We start from the raw sequence: 18,058 nt of genomic DNA, 5'->3' as shown, positions 1-18,058 counted from the left end.
GCCATCCCCGATCTGCCGGTGGCCCCCCACCCCATCCGCCGCTTTCTGGCCCGTACGCTGGATTATAATCTGATGGCACTGGTAGTCCTCGCCATCCAGCTCTTTGTCTTTCAGAATCCCAGCAGTGACAGCGCCATTCTGGACTGGCTGGGCGGCTATCTCATCCTGCTGCCCATGCTGGCGGTGGAAGCGGTGCTCCTCCACCTCTGGGGCACCACGCCGGGCAAGTGGCTGCTGGGCCTCTCCCTCCGGGACCGGCAGGGAAAGAAACTCTCCCTGGCCCGGGCGCTGAGGCGCAGCCGGCTCCTCTTTTCCAAGGGCTATGGCTACAACATCCCAATTTACAATCTCTACCGCCATTACAAGAGCTTCCGCATCTGCGCGGAGTTGGAGCCTCTGCCCTGGGACCAGGATGAGACCACCAGCTTGGCCGACGACGTGGCCTACACCGCCGCGCCCTTCTGTACCTTCCACGGCGTGCGCTGGACGGCGGCCGTGCTCCTGGTTCTCTTTACGGCGGTTTCGATGACCTTCGCGGCACTTCGCCCGCCCTGCCGGGGGGATCTGACGGTGGCGGAGTTATCTCGCAACTATAACCACATTGTCACCTTCTTCCATCTGAATCTGTCCCACCTGGACGACCAGGGGCAGCGGATCGTCCCCCCTGCCGATCCCACCCAATTTGTGGTGAACCTGAGCAATTGGGACGACCCCGTCCCTACCTATACCGTGGACGACACCGGGCACCTCACCGCGCTTTCCCTCACCTGGGAGGCCATTCCCCCGGAGGAGGGCGGCGGCCTCTATCTCTTCTCCTACGGCAGCTTTGCCACCCTTGTGGACGCGGTGGTGGCGGCCCGGCACGGGCTTTTCTCCTATGCGTTTGCCATTGACGCCGCAAACCAGAAGCTGGAGGAGCTGCTCCCCGGCGAGACGGTGGAGTTGGACGGCGGCTATACGGTGAGCGCCCAGCTGGAGGGCACGGGGCTGGAACCCATGGGCAATCTGGAGTACTTCGCCACCAACGGGGAGCCGGTGGACGCCTCCCTCACCCTCACCCTTACCATACCCTGAAAGGAGTCCATTCCATGCTCTTATCCTTCGACGAGACCGGCGCGCTGCTGGACCAGATGGCCGAATCCTTCCCCCCGGCCTTTTACCGGAACCTGAACGGCGGCATTTCCCTCCTGCCGGAGGCCCTGCCCGACCCGGAGTTTCCCCAAGAGGACCTGTACATTTTGGGCGAATACTGCAACGACATGATGGGCCGGTATATCAACCTCTATTACGGCTCCTTCGCCGCCCTGGCCCGGCAGGAGGACTGGTCCCGGCAGGACTGGGAGGAGGAACTGTACGCCACCCTGGCCCATGAGTTCACCCACCATATGGAGGGCCTGGCCGGGCTGCGGGATCTGGACGAAAAGGACGCGGCCTTTCTGGCCTCCCTCCGGGCGGAGCTGGAGGAGGACGGCTGACGGTGGTCTTTTTTGTCGGTTTGTGGTATGATACTGCCAGAGCAAACCGCAAAGAAGGAGGCATATACCGTGTCAGAGCTTATCCCCTCCCCTTCCGCCTATATGGACGCCCTGGAGGACAGCTACCGCACCGCATTGGACAGCATCTTCTGCGGCATCCTGATCTTTGACTCTTCCGGACTTCTCATCCACTACAACCGGGCGGCAGACACCATTTTCGGCGATATGGGCCTGGTCCTGTCCCAGTATCTGTCCACGGACTTCGCCCCCTTTACCGCCCTGCTCTCCGAAAAGGTGGACCTGCGCCGGGGCACCGGCCGCTACCAGGTGGAGCTGGACGAGCACCGCATCGTGTGCAACGTCCACGCCTGGAGAAAGGGCCAGGTCCGGCAGGGCACCATCCTCATCCTCCACGAGTCCATGCACGCCAATTGCATCATCCAGGAGATGGACGTCACCAATAACCTCCTCCACGAGATCAATATTTTCGTGGAGTCCTCCCACGACGGTATCCTGGTCACCGACAACACCGGCGCCGTCATCCGGGTCAACGCCGCCTTTGAGCGGGCCTTTTCCATCTCCCGCCGGGATGTGCTGGGCCGCAACGTCCGCGACTTGATGGCCGACGGTCTTTACAGCCAGTCCGCCGCCCTCAAGGTCATGGAGACCCGCCAGACCGCCACCGTCTGCATCGAGGTGGCCTCCAAGACCCTCATCGCCACCGGCACGCCGGTTTTTGACCCCTGCGGCGCGTTCACCTCGGTGGTGGTCAACATCCGGGACATGACCGAACTCAACGAGCTGAAAAACGACCTCCAGCGCCAGCAGATGGTGGCTGAGGCGTACAGCCAGGCCCTCCGCCGCCAGCAGAACGGCGGCAGTAAGGATTTCGTGGTGTGCAGCCGGGAAATGCAGCAGATCAGCGACACCATCCAGGCCATCTCCCAGGTGGACTCCACCGTCCTCATCACCGGCGAGTCGGGCACCGGCAAGGAGGTGGTGGTCAATCAGATTTTCCGCTCCGGCATCCGCAGCCACAAGCCCCTCATCAAGATCAACTGCTGCGCCATCCCCGCCCAGCTCTTTGAGTCGGAGATGTTCGGATATGAGGACGGGGCCTTCACCGGCGCACGGCGCAAGGGCAAGGCGGGCTTTTTCGAGCTGGCTCACGAGGGCACCCTCTTTTTGGACGAGATCGGCGAGCTGGACCCGGAATTGCAGGTCAAGCTCCTGCGGGTCATTCAGGAGGGAGAGATCACCCGCATCGGCGGCACCCGTACCATCCATGTGGATGTGCGCCTCATCGCCGCCACCAACCGGGACCTGTGGCAGATGACCCAGGAGGGCAAATTCCGGCAGGACCTCTACTACCGGCTCAACGTCATCAACATCGAGATCCCGCCGCTCCGCCGCCGCCGGGACGATATTATCCCCCTGGCCCGTCATTTTTTGCATAAATATAACGAAAAGTATCACAAGCAAAAGGAGCTGTCCATGGAGCTGGGCAAGATCCTCCGGGGCCTCACCTGGGTGGGCAACATCCGGGAGCTGGAAAATCTCATTGAAAATATGGTGGTGCTGGTCCAGGACGACGTGCTCCTCCCCAAGGACCTGCCCGACCGCTACCGCCGGGAGACCGAGGTGGGGCAGGGCGCACAGGTCCGGGTGCAGGGGGTCCTCCCTCTGAAGGAGGCCGTGCGGCAGGTGGAGCGGCAGCTCCTGGCCAACGCCCAGGCCCAGTGTTCCTCCACCCGGGAAATGGCCCGGCTTCTCCAGGTGGATCAGTCCACCGTCTCCCGCAAGATGCAGCAGCTCCTGCATCAGTGATGCAAAACCGCATATCCCCCAAACCCCTTCCGCCCCAACGCTTTGATCCCCCTCTTACCTGCCCGGACGATGCAGTTTTGCATCGTCCGGGCAGTCCTTTTTTCCCCTCCTCCCGCGCCGCAAGGCTTTGCGTCTTGGCACACGGTTTGCATCTATTAAGGGCAGAAGATAAAACACTGCAACCTTATGGATTACAGAAGGAGGAAATGATCATGGCCCTTATGACGAAAGAACAATATCAGGACAGTATCCGCGCCCGTAAACCGATGAACGTCTGGTTCCTGGGTGAGAAGATCGAGGACCTTACCACCTATCCTCCCCTGGCCGCCAGCTTCAACGCCATTTCCAAAATCTATGAGCTCCAGCACAATCCCAAGTGGGCTCCCCTCATCACCACCAAATCCCACCTGAGCGGCGATCCGGTGAGCATCTATAACGCCCCCCTGACCTGCGCCGCCGACGCCAACCAAAAAACCCGGGCTGCCCGCGCCCTGGCTGAGGTCATCGGCTGCTGTACCCACCGCTGCACCGGCTCCGAGGCCTTCGCCGGTCTGGGCCCCTGTACCTACGATATGGACCAGGACCTGGGCACCCACTACTTTGAGCGCTTTATGAATTTCCTGCGCTACGTCCAGGACAACGACCTGAGCTGTACCGTCACCGTCACCGATACCAAGGGCCTGCGCACCATTCCCCCGCACCAGCAGCCCAACCGGGACAGCTACGTCCACGTGGACGAGATCCGAGAGGACGGTATCATCATCAGCGGCTTCAAGTGCAACCAGACCGGCATCCTCTTCGCCCACGAGGTGGTCATCGTCCCCACCACCAACATGAAGCCGGAGGACAAGGACTTCGCCCTGGCCTGCGCCATCCCCGCCGACGCGCCCGGCATGACCTTCATTCTGGGCCGCACCCCCCAGGACAAGCGCTTCTTCGAGGTGGGCGGCGACATCGAGGGCATCGACCTGGGCAAGCCCTACGCCGACCACCAGGCCATGGTCTACTTCGACAAGGTGTTCGTCCCCAATGAGCGGGTGTTCCTGTGCGGCGAGACCAAGTATGTGGGCCGTCTGCTGAGCTACTTTACCGCCGTTCACCGCCTCACCGCCGGCGGCTGTAAGGCGGGCGGCTGCTCGGCCCTGTGCGGCGCCGCCAGCCTCATCGCCGACATGGTGGGTGTGGGCAAAGCGGGCCACATCCGTACCAAGCTGACCGAAATGGCCATGACCGCCGAGACGGTGTACGGCCTGTCCCTGGCCTCCGGCGTGGAGGGCTTCCATCATCCCAGCGGCTTCTGGATCCCCAACCCCCTGCTCTCTCACACCTGTAAGTACACCTGTACCAAGGCGCCCTTTGAGGCCATGCGTTACGCCCGCGACATCATCGCCGGCTTCGGCGAGACGGCCCCGTCCGAGCTGGATATGCGCTCCGAAGGGGTGGGCGAGATCTGCCAGAAGGCGTACAATCCCGGCAATCCCGAGTACGACGCCTTTGACCGCCTGCGGGCCACCCGCTTCATTGAGCACATGGTCCGCGGCTCCAACTGGTCGGCCATGGCCCTCCACGGCGGCGGCAACCAGGAGGCCTCCACCGTCATGGCCCGCAGCTTCACCGACTGGAAGCACCTGCAGAACATGGTCAAGGCGGCCACCGGCATCGAGAAGGACCCGGAGAAGCGGGACGCCATCATCGACGACATCGGCCAGCGGCAGGGCCGCATCTGCACCACTCTGGATCTGCCCGTAGAAAAGAAGTAACCCTCACTCTGATGCCGCCGCGCGGCAAGCAAACCGGCCCCGGACCGCTCTTTGGTCCGGGGCCGGCGTTTTTGCGCTTTAGTTTTCTTCTTTCTCTCCCATCAGCTCGTCCAAGAGGGCAATGGCCTGGTAGACCATCCGGTCACAGTGGGCCTTTCTGGGCTCCCCCCGCTCCTGAGCCTGCCGCAGCAGGTCGGAACAGTTGACATCATTATTTTCCGTGCGGAACCGGCGCATCAGTTCATTGGCCGCCGACGCCTCTTTTCCCGCCAGGCCCAGCACCATCAGCGCGCCGGTAAGGGCGCCGCAGGCCCCGCCGTGGCGCATCCCGCTGCCGAAGTTGGCCCCCAGCTGGTTGGCCGCCTCACGGCTCAGGCCGCACGCCTCCCGAAAGGGGATCAGCACCGACTGGGCGCAGTTATAATGGACGTTGGGGTCCTCCCGCAGCAGCTTTGCCTCTTCCATATGTGTCATTCCAGGTTCTCCTTCCTTTCTCCCTGTGCCAGATCGCCGTCCAGCACCATCTGCCGGTATTCCAGCGTCCGGAAGCCCAGACGCGCATAGAGCCGGGCCGCTTTTTCGTTGGCCTCGGTGACCTCCAGCCGAAAGCGGGGATAATCGGGATACTCCCGCTTCAGCCAGCGGAACACCTGGGTCCCGTACCCCTTGCCCCTACACTGGGGCCGGAAGTACAGCTCGTCAAAAAACACCACCCGTCCTCCCATCTCGCCGGAGTAGCAGAAGGTCACATAGGCGTAGCCCACCGCCTCTCCGTCCTCCTCCAGCAGGAGGCCGCGGAGCAGCCCCTCCGCCGGGTCCACCGCGTCCCAAAAGGTCTTTTCCAGGGTGGCGGCGTCCACTTCATGCTCCACCGCCGGACTGTGGTAAAATTCCAGCACCATGGACATGACCGCGTCCCGGTCCTGTCCCGTCATGTCACGGATGGAAAACATAATATCGAATCCTTTCCTTTTCAAAAATTATCTATCAATTCATGCTGTCGCCGTGCCGCGTAAAGAGGGCCTGCACCCGCTCCAGCACCGGCCGGTTTTCTCCCCGTTCCAGGGCCGGGTCCTCCGCCAGCAGCTCTTTGGCCGCGTCCTGGGCCTCCCGCAGCAGGCGGGTGTCTCCCGCTAGGTCGGCCATGCGGAGCTGGGGTAAGCCGTGCTGCCGCTTGCCGAAAAAGTCGCCGGGGCCCCGCAGCTTCAAGTCCTCCTCCGAGATGCGGAAGCCGTCGGTGGTCTGGGTCAGCACCTTCAGCCGGGCCCGGGTCTCCGGGTTCCGGTTGGCGGTCATCAGGATGCAGTAGGACTGCCATTTGCCCCGCCCCACCCGGCCCCGGAGCTGGTGCAGTTGAGAAAGTCCAAAGCGGTCCGCGTTCTCAACTAAAATCAGGTTGGCGTTGGGCACGTCCACCCCCACCTCGATGACGGTGGTGGCCACTAGAATATCGGTCTCACCGGCGGCAAAGGCGGCCATAGCGGCCTCTTTTTCCTTTGCTTTCCGCTTTCCGTGGACGAAATCCACCCGCAGGTCGGGAAAAACCCGCTCTTGCAGCTCTTTTGCGTAGGCGGTCACCGCCTTGAGGTCGGCAAAGCCGGGAGGGGAGACCGGCTGCCCCGCCTTCTCTCCCAGACGGATGGGGTGGTCCTCCGCTCCGTCCTGGTGCTCCTCCACCGCCGGACAGACGATGTATACCTGCCGCCCGCTCTCCACCTGGCGGCGGATAAAGGCATAGATCCGCTGGCGCTTGTCCTCCCCCACCAGGAAGGTCTCCACCGGCGTCCGGCCGGGGGGCAGCTCGTCGATGACCGACACGTCCAGGTCGCCGTAGATGATGAGGGCCAGGGTCCGGGGGATGGGAGTGGCCGACATGACCAGCACATGGGGCGGCGTTCCGTCCCGCTCCCCTTTGCCGGCCAGCTGGGCCCGCTGCTCCACGCCGAAGCGGTGCTGCTCGTCGGTGATGACCAGGCCCAGGTTGGCAAACCCCACCCCCTGGGAGAGTACCGCGTGGGTGCCCACCACCAGGTCCACCGTGCCGCCGGCCAAGGCGTCCTTGACCTTTCGCTTCTCGGCGGCCTTCATGGAGCCGGTGAGCAGCGCCACCCGCAGGCCGGGCAAGAAGCCGGTCATGGTCTCCAGATGCTGCTGGGCCAGCAGCTCGGTGGGGGCCATGAGGGCGCTTTGTATCCCGTTTTGGGCGGCCTGCCAGGCGGCAAAGGCGGCCACCATGGTTTTGCCGGAGCCCACGTCCCCCTGGACCAGGCGGTTCATGGGCCGTCCGGAGGTGAGATCGGCCATGATCTCCTCCATCACCCGCCGCTGGGCTCCGGTGGGGGCAAAGGGTAACGCCCGCAAAAAGTCCGACGCCGGCTCGGGCTGGAGGACACGGCCCGGCCGGACCTCCCGCCGCTCCCGCAGCAGGGCCAGACCGCAGGCCAGATAAAAAAGCTCCTCGAAAATGAGCCGCCGCCGGGCCAGGTCCAGGGCCTCCTCGGAGGTGGGAAAGTGGATGTTTTTACAGGAAAACTCCACCGCCGCCAGGGCATGGTCCTGCCGCACCTTGGGCGGCAGGGTCTCGGGCAGCAGCTGGGCGCATTCCTCCACGCAGCGCAGCGCCAGACCGGCCAGAAGGTTATTGGAAATGCCGGCGGTGAGGGGATAGATGGGCATGATGCGCCCGGTAAAGCGCTGCCGGTCCTCCCGCTCAAAGGCGGGATTGGTCATGGTGCGCCGGCTGCCCAGCCCCTGGGCCACGCCGTAGAAGAGGTAGGTCTCCCCCGGCTCCAGGCTGTTTTTCACATAGCTCTGGTTGAAAAAGGTCAGCTCCAGGGTGGCCCACTGGTCCACCGCCCGCACCTTGGTCAGCTCCAGACCCGTGCGGATATAGCTGTGACGGGGCGTCTCGGCCACCATGGCCCGGATGCACACCGCCCGCCCTTCCGGCGCTTCCCGGATGGCGCAGATCTGCCGCCGGTCCTCATAGTCCCGGGGGTAGTAGGTCAAAAGATCCCCCACCGTGGCCAGGCCCAGCTTTTCCAGCCCCTTGGCGCGGGCCTCCCCCACGCCGGGCAGCGCCCGCACGCTGCTTTCCAACGTCAGCCCCATGATGCCCCTCCCCTCTTCCGTCCATGTTTGTTTAGTCTACCACATTCCGCCCCCGCCTTCAAGCGGACGCCCCCCTTGCCAGCGGGGAGAAAATAAGGTACACTGAAACACACAATGAAAAAGGAGGTTTTTTCCTGATGAACGGCAAACGGATCTGTGCCCTGGCGCTGGCCGGGGTGCTGACACTCAGCGCCTTCTCTCCCGCCGCGCTGGCCGCCGGGGATACCAGGGCCGAAAGCGCCCAGGCCGCCATTACCCAGGCCATGACCTACGGCGGCGCAACCAGCATTCAGTATGCCCTCTGGGAGGACGGCGAGATCACCATGACCGGCCACGCCGGCACCTTCTCCCGGACGGAAAACCGGGCCCTGACCGACGATACCCTCTACGGCATCGGCTCGGTGTCCAAAATCTACACCACCGCCGCCCTGCTTTCCCTGGCGGAGGAGGGCAAGGTGGAGCTGGACGCCCCCGTCACCCGCTATCTCACCGATTTTACCATGGCCGACCCGCGCTACACCGACATTACGGTGGAAATGCTGCTGGACCACTCCTCCGGCCTGATGGGGGACTCCACCCGCAGCGCTTTCCTCTTCGGCGACGCCGACCCCGCCGCCACCGATACCCTTCTGGAGCGGCTGTCCACCCAGCGCCTCAAGGCCAACCCGGGGGCGTACAGCGTCTACTGCAACGACGGCTTCACCCTGGCCGAGCTGGTGGTGGAGGCAGTGACCGGCCAGACCTTTACCGACTATGTGCGCACCGCCCTGCTGACCCCCGCCGGGCTGGACGACACCTTCACCTCTGCCGATGCCTTTGACACCGACCGCCTGGCCCGCATCTACCTGGACGGAGACACCCGCGCCCTGCCGGTGGACACCCTGAACATCATCGGCGCCGGCGGCTTCTACGCCACCGCCTCCGACCTGGCCGCCTTCGGCGGCTCCCTTTGTGCGCCCGGCCTTTTGGACCAGGACTCCCTGGACGCCATGGCCGTGGACCACGCCGTGGAGGGCCTCTGGCCGGCGGACAGCGAGGACGACCTGCTGGCCTTCGGTCTGGGCTGGGACAGCGTCCACATGTTCCCCTTCAACCAAAACGGCATCACCGCCCTGGTCAAGGGAGGCGACAGCCTCTACTACCACGCCGGTCTCATCGTGCTGCCCGAGTACGACATGGCGGTGGCGGTGCTCTCCTCCGGCGGTCTGAGCACCTATAACCAGCTGGCCGGGGCCCAGATCCTCATGGACGCCCTGGCGGAGGACGGAATCACCGTCACGGCGGACACCGCCCTGCCGGACGCCCAGCCCGCCGCCCTCCCCGCTTCCGAGCTGGAAAAGGCCGGGACTTACGCCGGTCTTGGCTCGGTGATGACGGTGGCCTTTGCGGGCAATGAGATGGTCCTCACCCCTGCCGCTATTCTGGGCGGCGAGGCCCAGCGGCTCACCTATTACAGCGACGGCTCCTACCGGGACGCCTCCAACAGCGTCATGGTCAAGCTGGTGGAGGAGACCGACGGACAGACCTACTTCTACCAGAAGGGATACTCCACGCTGCCCGGCCTGCCGCCGGTCTGCCAGGCCCAGTATGTCCTCCAGAAAATGGAGGAAAATCCCCTCTCTCAGGCGGACGCCCAGGTCTGGGCGGGGCGGAGCAGTATGCTCTACCTGCCGCTCAATGAGAAATACACCTCCGAGCTCTACGCCAACGCCACCAGCCTCTTCTCCTCCGTGCCGGTGCTGGCCGAGTGCCCCGGCTATGCCACCCTCTACCGCATCACCGACGCCAATCACGCCGTCCAATACCTCACCATTCCGGGCAACGGCTCCCGCAACGGCGCCGATCTGACCTTCACCACCCAAAACGGGGTGGAATACCTGGAGATGAACGGCTATCTGTGCATGGCGCTTACCGGCGTCTCCTCCATTTACACCGGCGCGGGGGCCGCCTGCTCCATCCAGACCGACGGCTACGCCCGCTGGTTCCAGGTGGGGAGCGCCGCCGGGCAGACCCTGGCCCTCACCGTCACCGGTAAGGGCGGCTGCTATGTCTACAACGCCGACGGCTCCCTGGCCGCCTCCACCTATCTCTTCGGCGACACCTCCGTCACCCTGCCGGAGAACGGCTGGATCGTCTTTGCCGGGGAAGTGGGCGCAAGGCTCCAGCTTCAGCGGCAGTAATCCACAAAATAAGGCACGCTGTGGAAAACTCCTCCTCAGCGTGCCTTTTTTGTTTGGACGGGGGCATCTCACCCGCGCCCCGTTATTCCTCTTCTTCCAGACTGTCCAGCGCCGCCCGGGTGGCCTCGATCACAAAGCGCGAAAAACTCACGTTGGTTCCCCGAATCGCCTCCTCCACCCGCTCAATCACATCATTGGGAAACCGAATGGACTTGGGCGTGGTGTCAGGAACCGCCGGCAGCTTAAACTTTCCCATGGTATCACTCCATGTATTACATAATGTACTTTACAATGTAATGCAGGTCGTGATATAAGTATGTAAGACAACTGTATGACAAACTGAGGGGGAAATTTTTTATGCTGCCGGAATGGAATGACACATTGGATATGGAGGCTTATCGCCGGTGCCCGGACTATTGCACGGGACATCCGCCCTTTACGGCGGGGGACCTGCGCAACCTCACCCGGCTGCGGGAGCTGGAAGCCGCCCTGTGCCGCGGCCTGGACGAGGCGGGCAAGGCCCGCTATACGGCCTTCCGGCGGGAGGCGGAGGACTATATCCGCCGCCGGAGCCGGTATTACTTTCTGCGGGGCTATCAGGCGGGTTTGCTGGACTTTCCCAACTGGGACTGGGAGGACGGTTAGATCCCCAGGTCCAGGGCCAGATACGGGGCCTCCCCCAGGTCAAAGGGCGCGTCCAGGAAGCGGACCATGGCAAAGGGCCGGGGGGGCGCGTGAGGCGCGGCGGGACTGGGCCAGGGCAGGCGGCAGGGCAGCATGGGCAGGTCCAGGGCATCCGCCGCCGCGGCCAGGATACCGGCGGCCTCCTCCGGCCCCGGGGCCCCCAGCTCCCAGCAGGTCATATGCCCCTCTTCGTCGGGGGCGAAGAGGGCAAAGCCGGCGGCGGTCTCCACCACCTGGGCGCCGTCGGTGGCCAGGGCGCTGATGACCGCACGTCTGGGACCGGGGTTGAAAAGGAAGCGCCCGGCGGGCAGCAGGCTCTCCTGGAGGTCAAAATAGGCGGCGGCTCTGGGGGGACGGAGGGTATAGACCGGCGCGGGCCGGGCCGGGCGGGGAATGGTCTCCACGCAGCGGTAAAAGGCGGTCTGAAACCCCCGCTTGGCGTAGTAGGTAAAGAGGGGGCCGCCGTTGGGCACCAGGAGAGCAAACTGCCCTCCCTTGGTGCGCTCCGCATGGCAGGCACAGTCCATGAGGGCGGTCATGACGCCCCGGCCCCGGTACGCCGGTTCAGTGGCCAGACCGTAGAGGTAGACCCCCCGGCGCTGGCCGATCATACCGGGAATGGCGCAGAGCATGGCGGCAAACTTTCCGTCCTCCTGGGCAATGTGGATATGCCGGCAGCCGGCGTAACGGGTGAATACAAAGTGTGCGAACGCCTCGCTGTCTCCAAAGGCCCGCTGCCAAAGAGAGCAAAAAGGGGCTTCGTCCGCCGGACCGGCGGGACGGATGTTCATGGGCTGCGCCTCCTTACCAAAAGAAAAATCCCGATTATTCTACACCGGTTCCCATTCCTCCGTCAAGACGGCGGCGGGCCGGTGTTTTTCCTTTTTGACAAAATGGGGATTGACAAAGTCCCTTGCTTTGGCGTATACTGCATACAACAATTAAAGAGTATACACCTGTGATGAAGAGAAGTAGCCGGTCACAGCCAAGGCATAGAGAGTCCCGGACGGTGGAAGCGGGATGCGCGGCAGCCGGTGAATGGTCTTTAGAGGGCGGCCTGAACAGTCTATGACCCAGTAGGCGCCGACGGGACCCCTACCCGTTATCCATTGGGCGCGTATGATGGTACGTGAAGTGAGCGGACGTCACAGACGTCAATTTTGGGTGGTACCGCAGGAGCTGACGCTTTTGTCCCAGTGTGGGGACGAAAGCGTCTATTTGTTTCTCCCAAATGTCCTTGGCACGGACGCCTCCATCACCCACCCAAACCAAATATCTATTTTATTTATGTGGAGGAACCAACCATGAAAAAGCTGTCTCTCAACTCTCTCTTTGCCCTGACCACCGCCGCCGCCCTGTCCCTCTCCCTGGCCGCCTGCTCCAGCGGCACCGCCACCACCCCCGGCGGCGCTTCCGATGCGCCCTCCGGCGGCGACGGGGACCAGGTCTACACCGTGGCCGTGGTCAAGCAGATGGACCACGCCTCCCTGGACGAAATCGCCGACGCCATCACCGCCCGGCTGGACGAGATCGCCGCCGAGGAGGGGGTCACCATCCAGTATACCGTCTCTTCCGGCCAGAACGACCAGACCACCCTGCGCCAGATCGGCGACCAGGCCATCGCCGACGGCGTGGACGCCATCATCCCCATCGCCACCACCGCCGCCCAGGTCATGACGGTCTGCGCCGAGGAGAGCCAGACCCCCGTGATCTTTGCCGCCATCTCCGACCCGGCCGCCGCCGACCTGACCGGCATCGACTACGTCACCGGCACCAGCGACGCCCTGGACACCGACCTCATCCTGGAGATGATGGTGGCCCAAAATCCGGACCTGTCCAAGGTGGGCCTGCTCTACTCCCTCTCCGAGCCCAACTCCGCCACCCCCATCGCTGACGCCAAGGCCTATCTGGAGGAAAAGGGCATCGCCTATGAGGAGGCCACCGCCAACACCAACGACGAAGTCATCGCCGCCGCCAGCTCCCTCATCGCCTCCGGGGTGGACGCCGTCTTTACCCCCACCGACAATGTCATTATGGCCGCCGAGCTGGCCATTTATGAGGACCTGATCGAGGCCGGCATCCCCCACTACACCGGCGCGGACTCCTTTGTCCGCAACGGCGCTTTCGCCACCTGCGGCGTCAACTATACCGACCTGGGGGCCCAGACCGCCGACCTGGCCTATGAGGCCATGACCGCCGGCATGGACGGTATGGACGATTTCTACCAGGTCACCGGCGGCATCATCACCGTCAACTCCGAGACCGCCGCCGCCCTGGGCATCGACCCCGCCGTCTTTGAGGGCATGGGCGAGGTGGTGGAAGTGACCACCTCCCAGGAGTAAGCGAACCGAAGTACCAGCTCCCCCGGCCGCCGGCCGGGGGCTTTGGTCTGTGAAAGGAGTGTTTTTCTGTGCTCTATGTGCTGCAAACCGCACTGGAGTTGGGCTTTCAGTACGCGCTGGTGGCCATGGCCCTCTTTCTGAGCTATCGGGTGCTGGACATCGCCGACCTGACCACCGACGGCTGCTTTGTGCTGGGCTGCGCCGTATCGGTCACCCTCACCGCCGCCGGTCATCCCTTTTTGGCCATTCCCGCCGCCATGCTCTCCGGCGCCGCCGCCGGCTTTGTCACCGCCTTTCTCCAGACAAAGCTGGGGGTGCCCTCCATCCTGGCGGGCATTGTCACCAACACGGGGCTGTACACCGTCAACCTGATGGCCATGGGCTGGAAGGCCAACCAGAGCCTGCTGCGGCAGGATACCATTTTTACCCTCTTCCGGGACACCGGCATCGGCGGCGACTGGTACGCCATTCTCCTCTCCGCCGCCGTGACCCTGGTGATGGGCGCCCTTCTGGTCCTCTTTCTGGGCACCCGGCTGGGCCTCTCCATCCGGGCCACCGGCGACAACCGGGATATGGTGCGGGCCTCCTCCATCAACCCCACCTTTACCATCACCGTCGGCCTGTGTCTGGCCAACGCCATGACCGCCCTGTCCGGCGCGGTGGTGGGCCAGGCCCAGAAAACCGCCGACATCAACGGCGGCACCGGCATCGTGGTCATCGGTCTGGCCTGCCTCATCATCGGCGAGACGGTCATCGGCCGCGGCTCCATGCTGCGGGGCGCCATTGCCGTGGTGGTGGGCAGCGTGATCTACCGCTTCGTCTATGCCCTGGTGCTCCGCTCCCCCATCCCCATCGACTGCCTCAAGCTGGTAACCGCCGTGGTGGTGGCCCTGGCCATTGCCGCGCCCACCCTGAAGCAGTGGTGGGCCTTCCAGTGCCGGGCCCGGTCCGCCAGAAAGGAGCACCGCTGATATGCTGACTCTCACCTCTGTCTCCAAGACCTTCAATCCGGGCACGGTCAACGAAAAGACTGCCCTTTCCAACCTGAGCCTCACCCTGGAACACGGGGATTTCGTCACCATCGTGGGCTCCAACGGCGCGGGCAAGTCCACCCTCTTCAACGCCATCGCCGGTGATTTCTACGTGGACAGCGGCTCCATCCGGCTGGACGGGCAGGACATCACCTTTCAGCCGGCCTACCGCCGCAGCCGGGTGATCGGCCGGCTCTTCCAGGACCCCATGCGGGGCACCGCCCCCCACATGAGCATCGAGGAGAATATGGCGCTGGCCTACCTGCGGGCGGGCAAGAGCCGACGGGCCTTTTTCAGCCGGGTCTCCAAGGCCGACAAGGCCCGCTTCCGGGACCAGCTGGCCAAGCTGGATATGGGCCTGGAGGACCGGATGCGCCAGCCGGTGGGGCTCCTCTCCGGCGGTCAGCGCCAGGCCCTGACCCTGCTCATGGCCACCACGGTCCCGCCCAAGCTCCTCCTGCTGGATGAGCACACCGCCGCCCTGGACCCGGAGACGGCGGAAAAGGTTTTACGGCTCACCCGGGAGATCGTGTCCCAGTCCCGCATCACCTGTCTGATGATTACCCACAACCTCCAGAGCGCGCTGGAACTGGGCAACCGGACGCTGATGATGGACGGCGGACGCATTGTGCTGGATCTCAAGGGCCAGGCGCGCAGCGGTCTTACCGTGGAGGATCTGCTGCGCAAATTCCGGGAAAACGTGGGCGCCGGCCTGGACGAGGACCGCATCCTGCTTTCCTGAAATACTTTCCCCTGTATTTCCCTTTTTTGTGGAAATACAGGGGATTTTTATACCTTTTTTGCCCGGTATTCAGAGAAAGGCTGTGGAAATTGGAGGTATACATTTCACCATATGTGTGTTATACTATGTACATCTGCGTAACGGAGCCCGGGGGCTCCGGCGCATGGATACGATGTTCTGTGCTGCGGGCACTGAATAGAAGGCATGGTCTGAATCTGGTGTGAACGGACGGACGGCATCCCCTTTTTCCGGCGAGGCAGGGCCGGAAAGGGCGGGACCTTCGACCGCTCTTTTGTCGTGCAGAAAACTCCATGCCCTCCCACCCTTCCACCTACCAATCATTGAAAAGGAGTGTTACACGAATTGGCAGAAAAACTGAAAATCATTTCCCTGGGCGGTCTCAACGAAATCGGTAAAAACCTTACCGTCTACGAATACGGCGGCGATATCATCATCGTTGACGTGGGTATGGGCTTCCCGGATGACGATATGTACGGTATCGACGTGGTCATCCCCGATTTTACCTATCTCATCAAAAACCAGAGCAAGATCCGGGGCATCTTCCTCACCCACGGCCATGAGGACCACATCGGCTCCATCCCCTACCTTCTGCGGAGCGTCTCGGCCCCCATCTACGCCACCCGCATGACCGCCGGGCTGGTCAAGCTCAAGCTGGAGGAGCACCGCCTGCTGGACAAGGCCCAGCTCATCACCTGTGAGGCGGGCAACGTCATCAAGGCGGGCAAATTCTCGGTGGAGTTCATCCATGTGAACCACTCCATCGCCGACGCGGTGGCCTTTGCCATCAAGTCCCCGGTGGGCACCGTCATCCACACTGGCGACTTCAAGATCGACCCCACCCCCATCCAGGGCGGCATGACCGACCTGGCCCGGCTGGGCGAGCTGGGCAAAAAGGGCGTGCTGGCCCTGCTGGCCGACTCCACCAACGTGGAGCGTCCCGGCTTTACCAAGAGCGAGCGGTGCGTGGGCGAGTCCTTCGACGCCCTCTTCCGGGGCTGCGAGAGCCGCATCATCGTCACCACCTTCGCCTCCAACGTGGACCGCATCCAGCAGGTCATCAACGTGGCCGCCCGTTATGGCCGTAAGGTGGCGGTGACCGGCCGTTCCATGGAAAACGCCATGAAGGTGTCGGTGGAGCTGGGCTATATGAGCATCCCCGACGGGGTGCTGGTGGACATCAACCAGATCAAGGGCCTGCCCAACAACAAAATCTGCATCATCACCACCGGCAGCCAGGGCGAGACCATGTCCGCCCTCACCCGCATGGCCTTCAACACCCACCGGCAGGTGGAGATCCGGGCCGGCGACCGGGTCATCATCTCGGCCTCCGCCATCCCCGGCAACGAGAACGCCATCGGGAACGTCATCAACGAGCTCTACCGCAAGGACGCCGAGGTCATCAACGAGCGCAACCGCCCCCTCCACGTGTCGGGCCACGCCTGCCAGGAGGAGCTGAAGATCATCCACGCTCTGGTGAAACCCAAGTTCTTCATTCCGGTCCACGGCGAGCAGCGGATGCTGAAAACCCACTCCAAGCTGGCCCAGGAGATGGGGATGGACCCCCGGCGCATCCTCATCAGCGACATCGGCAAGGTGATGGAGCTCACCCCCAATTCCGCCAAGATCAACGGCACCGTCCCCGCCGGCAAGGTCTTTGTGGACGGCTACGGCGTGGGCGACGTGGGCAGCGTGGTGCTGCGGGACCGCAAGCACCTGGCCGAGGACGGCATGATCGTGGTGGTGGTGTCCATGTCCAGCCTGGACGGCAGCGTGGTCTCCGGCCCCGACATCATCACCCGCGGCTTTGTCTATGTGAAGGAGTCGGAGGGTCTGATGGAAGAGCTGAAGGCGGTGGCCGTTCACGCCCTGGACCACTGCTCGGTGGAGCACTGCACCGACTGGTCCGCCATCAAGGCCGAGATGAAAAACGATCTGTCCAACTACCTTTATAAAAAGACCAAGCGCAACCCCATGATCCTGCCCGTGATTATGGAAGTCTGAGCATAAATACGCGGCGCGTCCCAAAGCCGGGACGCGCCGCTTTTTCAGGAGGCGTTACAATGGAAACCATTCAGCCGGGCCGCTACCGGCATTTCAAGGGCGGAGAATACCGGGTGCTCTTTACCGCCACCCACTCGGAGACCGGCGAGACCATGGTGGTCTATACGCCGCTGTACGGGGCGGGGGGCTTCTGGGTGCGTCCCGCCGCCATGTGGAGCGAGGAGGTCCACCGGGACGGCTACCACGGCCCCCGGTTCCGCTATATCGGGGAGGAATGAGAATGAACATTCAGATTTTCGGAAAATCCAAGTGCTTTGACACCAAAAAGGCGGAGCGCTATTTCAAGGAGCGGCGCATCAAATTCCAGGCCATCGACCTGAAAAAGTACGGCATGAGCAAGGGAGAGCTGACCAGCGTCAAAAACGCGGTGGGATTGGAGGCCCTCATCGACCCCAAGCACCCCGACGCGCCCCTGCTCCGCTACCTGGCCTACGACGCCGACAAGCTGGAAAAGCTGCTGGAGGACCCCACTCTGCTGCGCACCCCCATCGTGCGCAACGGAAAACAGGCCACCGTGGGCTACTGCCCCGAGGTGTGGGCGCGCTGGGAATGAGACAAACGCCCCAGCCCCTGACGCGGAAGCATCCGCGTCAGGGGCTTTTTGCGCGCTATTCCAGGTCCAGCTCCGGCGGCATGTCGATCTGGTCGGAGACATATTTGCCGTTCTTCTTCCGCTGGCGGACGCACTCGGTGAGCAGATACTCGATCTGTCCGTTTACCGACCGGAAATCGTCCTCCGCCCAGGCGGCAATGGCGGCGTAGAGCTTGGGGGAAAGCCGCAGGGGGATCTGCTTCTTTCCGTCCTTTTTTCCCTCGGCCATGGC

18 protein-coding genes are annotated in these 18,058 nt (G+C 63.4%); 12 read left to right on the top strand and 6 right to left on the bottom strand.

Going from position 1 to position 18,058, the window contains the following annotated elements:
- From H7U37_RS06280 to H7U37_RS06265, 4 genes are all read left to right on the top strand, one after another.
- Nucleotides 1–1,074 (top strand): RDD family protein (locus tag H7U37_RS06280; protein ID WP_204874489.1); only part of this gene is annotated, 1,074 nt, incomplete at its 5' end.
- Between the two features lie 14 nt (nucleotides 1,075–1,088).
- Nucleotides 1,089–1,475, top strand: coding sequence for a metallopeptidase family protein (locus tag H7U37_RS06275; RefSeq protein WP_204874488.1), 387 nt, complete (start codon nucleotides 1,089–1,091; stop codon nucleotides 1,473–1,475).
- Nucleotides 1,476–1,544: 69 nt separating this feature from the next.
- A complete protein-coding gene (locus H7U37_RS06270; RefSeq protein ID WP_204874487.1) occupies nucleotides 1,545–3,302 on the top strand; it encodes a sigma 54-interacting transcriptional regulator in 1,758 nt (585 codons plus the stop codon).
- Nucleotides 3,303–3,514: 212 nt separating this feature from the next.
- Nucleotides 3,515–5,062 carry a 4-hydroxyphenylacetate 3-hydroxylase N-terminal domain-containing protein gene (locus H7U37_RS06265; RefSeq protein ID WP_204874485.1) on the top strand — a complete coding sequence of 516 codons (1,548 nt, stop codon included), beginning with the start codon at nucleotides 3,515–3,517 and terminating at the stop codon, nucleotides 5,060–5,062.
- A 78-nt stretch (nucleotides 5,063–5,140) separates the two neighbouring features.
- Here the strand turns inward: H7U37_RS06265 and H7U37_RS06260 are convergent, their stop codons facing one another.
- The 3 genes from H7U37_RS06260 to recG are packed head-to-tail and all read right to left on the bottom strand — an operon-like array spanning nucleotide 5,141 to nucleotide 8,173.
- Nucleotides 5,141–5,536, bottom strand: coding sequence for a C-GCAxxG-C-C family protein (locus H7U37_RS06260; protein WP_204874483.1), 396 nt, complete (start codon nucleotides 5,534–5,536; stop codon nucleotides 5,141–5,143).
- Complete coding sequence (locus H7U37_RS06255) at nucleotides 5,533–6,015, bottom strand: GNAT family N-acetyltransferase (RefSeq protein ID WP_204874482.1); 483 nt, start codon at nucleotides 6,013–6,015, stop codon at nucleotides 5,533–5,535. Before H7U37_RS06255 ends, H7U37_RS06260 begins: the two co-directional genes overlap by 4 nt.
- A gap of 34 nt (nucleotides 6,016–6,049) precedes the next feature.
- On the bottom strand, nucleotides 6,050–8,173 hold the full coding sequence (recG, locus tag H7U37_RS06250; protein WP_204874481.1) for an ATP-dependent DNA helicase RecG: 2,124 nt from the start codon (nucleotides 8,171–8,173) through the stop codon (nucleotides 6,050–6,052).
- Between the two features lie 137 nt (nucleotides 8,174–8,310).
- Between recG and H7U37_RS06245 the strand changes: the two genes are divergently transcribed.
- On the top strand, nucleotides 8,311–10,353 hold the full coding sequence (locus tag H7U37_RS06245) for a serine hydrolase domain-containing protein (RefSeq protein WP_204874480.1): 2,043 nt from the start codon (nucleotides 8,311–8,313) through the stop codon (nucleotides 10,351–10,353).
- 82 nt (nucleotides 10,354–10,435) lie between these two features.
- Here the strand turns inward: H7U37_RS06245 and H7U37_RS06240 are convergent, their stop codons facing one another.
- A complete protein-coding gene (locus H7U37_RS06240) occupies nucleotides 10,436–10,609 on the bottom strand; it encodes a YlcI/YnfO family protein (RefSeq protein WP_204874479.1) in 174 nt (57 codons plus the stop codon).
- A gap of 101 nt (nucleotides 10,610–10,710) precedes the next feature.
- Here H7U37_RS06240 and H7U37_RS06235 point away from each other — a divergent pair, with 101 nt between their 5' ends.
- The gene (locus H7U37_RS06235; RefSeq protein WP_204874478.1) at nucleotides 10,711–10,998 is read left to right on the top strand and encodes a hypothetical protein; all 288 of its coding nucleotides are present in this window, start codon (nucleotides 10,711–10,713) and stop codon (nucleotides 10,996–10,998) included.
- On the opposite strand, the gene H7U37_RS06230 is transcribed toward H7U37_RS06235, so the two are convergent.
- Nucleotides 10,995–11,828 (bottom strand): GNAT family N-acetyltransferase, encoded by an 834-nt coding sequence (locus H7U37_RS06230; protein ID WP_204874477.1) that lies wholly within the window; start codon nucleotides 11,826–11,828, stop codon nucleotides 10,995–10,997. The genes H7U37_RS06235 and H7U37_RS06230 overlap by 4 nt on opposite strands.
- Before the next feature lie 513 nt (nucleotides 11,829–12,341).
- On the opposite strand from H7U37_RS06230, the gene H7U37_RS06225 reads away from it, so the two are divergent.
- The 6 genes from H7U37_RS06225 (at nucleotide 12,342) to H7U37_RS06200 (ending at nucleotide 17,787) form a co-directional block, all read left to right on the top strand.
- A complete protein-coding gene (locus tag H7U37_RS06225) occupies nucleotides 12,342–13,379 on the top strand; it encodes an ABC transporter substrate-binding protein (protein ID WP_204874476.1) in 1,038 nt (345 codons plus the stop codon).
- A 68-nt stretch (nucleotides 13,380–13,447) separates the two neighbouring features.
- Complete coding sequence (locus H7U37_RS06220) at nucleotides 13,448–14,350, top strand: ABC transporter permease subunit (RefSeq protein WP_204874474.1); 903 nt, start codon at nucleotides 13,448–13,450, stop codon at nucleotides 14,348–14,350.
- A 1-nt stretch (nucleotide 14,351) separates the two neighbouring features.
- On the top strand, nucleotides 14,352–15,152 hold the full coding sequence (locus H7U37_RS06215; protein WP_204874472.1) for an ABC transporter ATP-binding protein: 801 nt from the start codon (nucleotides 14,352–14,354) through the stop codon (nucleotides 15,150–15,152).
- A 363-nt stretch (nucleotides 15,153–15,515) separates the two neighbouring features.
- The gene (locus H7U37_RS06210; RefSeq protein ID WP_204874470.1) at nucleotides 15,516–17,174 is read left to right on the top strand and encodes a ribonuclease J; all 1,659 of its coding nucleotides are present in this window, start codon (nucleotides 15,516–15,518) and stop codon (nucleotides 17,172–17,174) included.
- 59 nt (nucleotides 17,175–17,233) lie between these two features.
- A complete protein-coding gene (locus tag H7U37_RS06205; protein WP_204874469.1) occupies nucleotides 17,234–17,452 on the top strand; it encodes a DUF1653 domain-containing protein in 219 nt (72 codons plus the stop codon).
- A 2-nt stretch (nucleotides 17,453–17,454) separates the two neighbouring features.
- The gene (locus tag H7U37_RS06200; RefSeq protein ID WP_204874468.1) at nucleotides 17,455–17,787 is read left to right on the top strand and encodes an arsenate reductase family protein; all 333 of its coding nucleotides are present in this window, start codon (nucleotides 17,455–17,457) and stop codon (nucleotides 17,785–17,787) included.
- 55 nt (nucleotides 17,788–17,842) lie between these two features.
- Here H7U37_RS06200 and H7U37_RS06195 read toward each other — a convergent pair whose 3' ends face one another.
- On the bottom strand, nucleotides 17,843–18,055 hold the full coding sequence (locus tag H7U37_RS06195; RefSeq protein ID WP_204874467.1) for a type II toxin-antitoxin system antitoxin: 213 nt from the start codon (nucleotides 18,053–18,055) through the stop codon (nucleotides 17,843–17,845).
- Between the last annotated feature and the right edge of the window lie 3 nt (nucleotides 18,056–18,058).

Source organism: Pseudoflavonifractor phocaeensis (genome assembly GCF_016901735.1).
In the GTDB taxonomy this organism is placed as follows: Bacteria; Bacillota; Clostridia; order Oscillospirales; family Oscillospiraceae; genus Pseudoflavonifractor_A.
The sequence above is the reverse complement of the archived record's forward strand: the minus strand, read 5'-3'. Positions and strand labels throughout refer to the sequence as shown.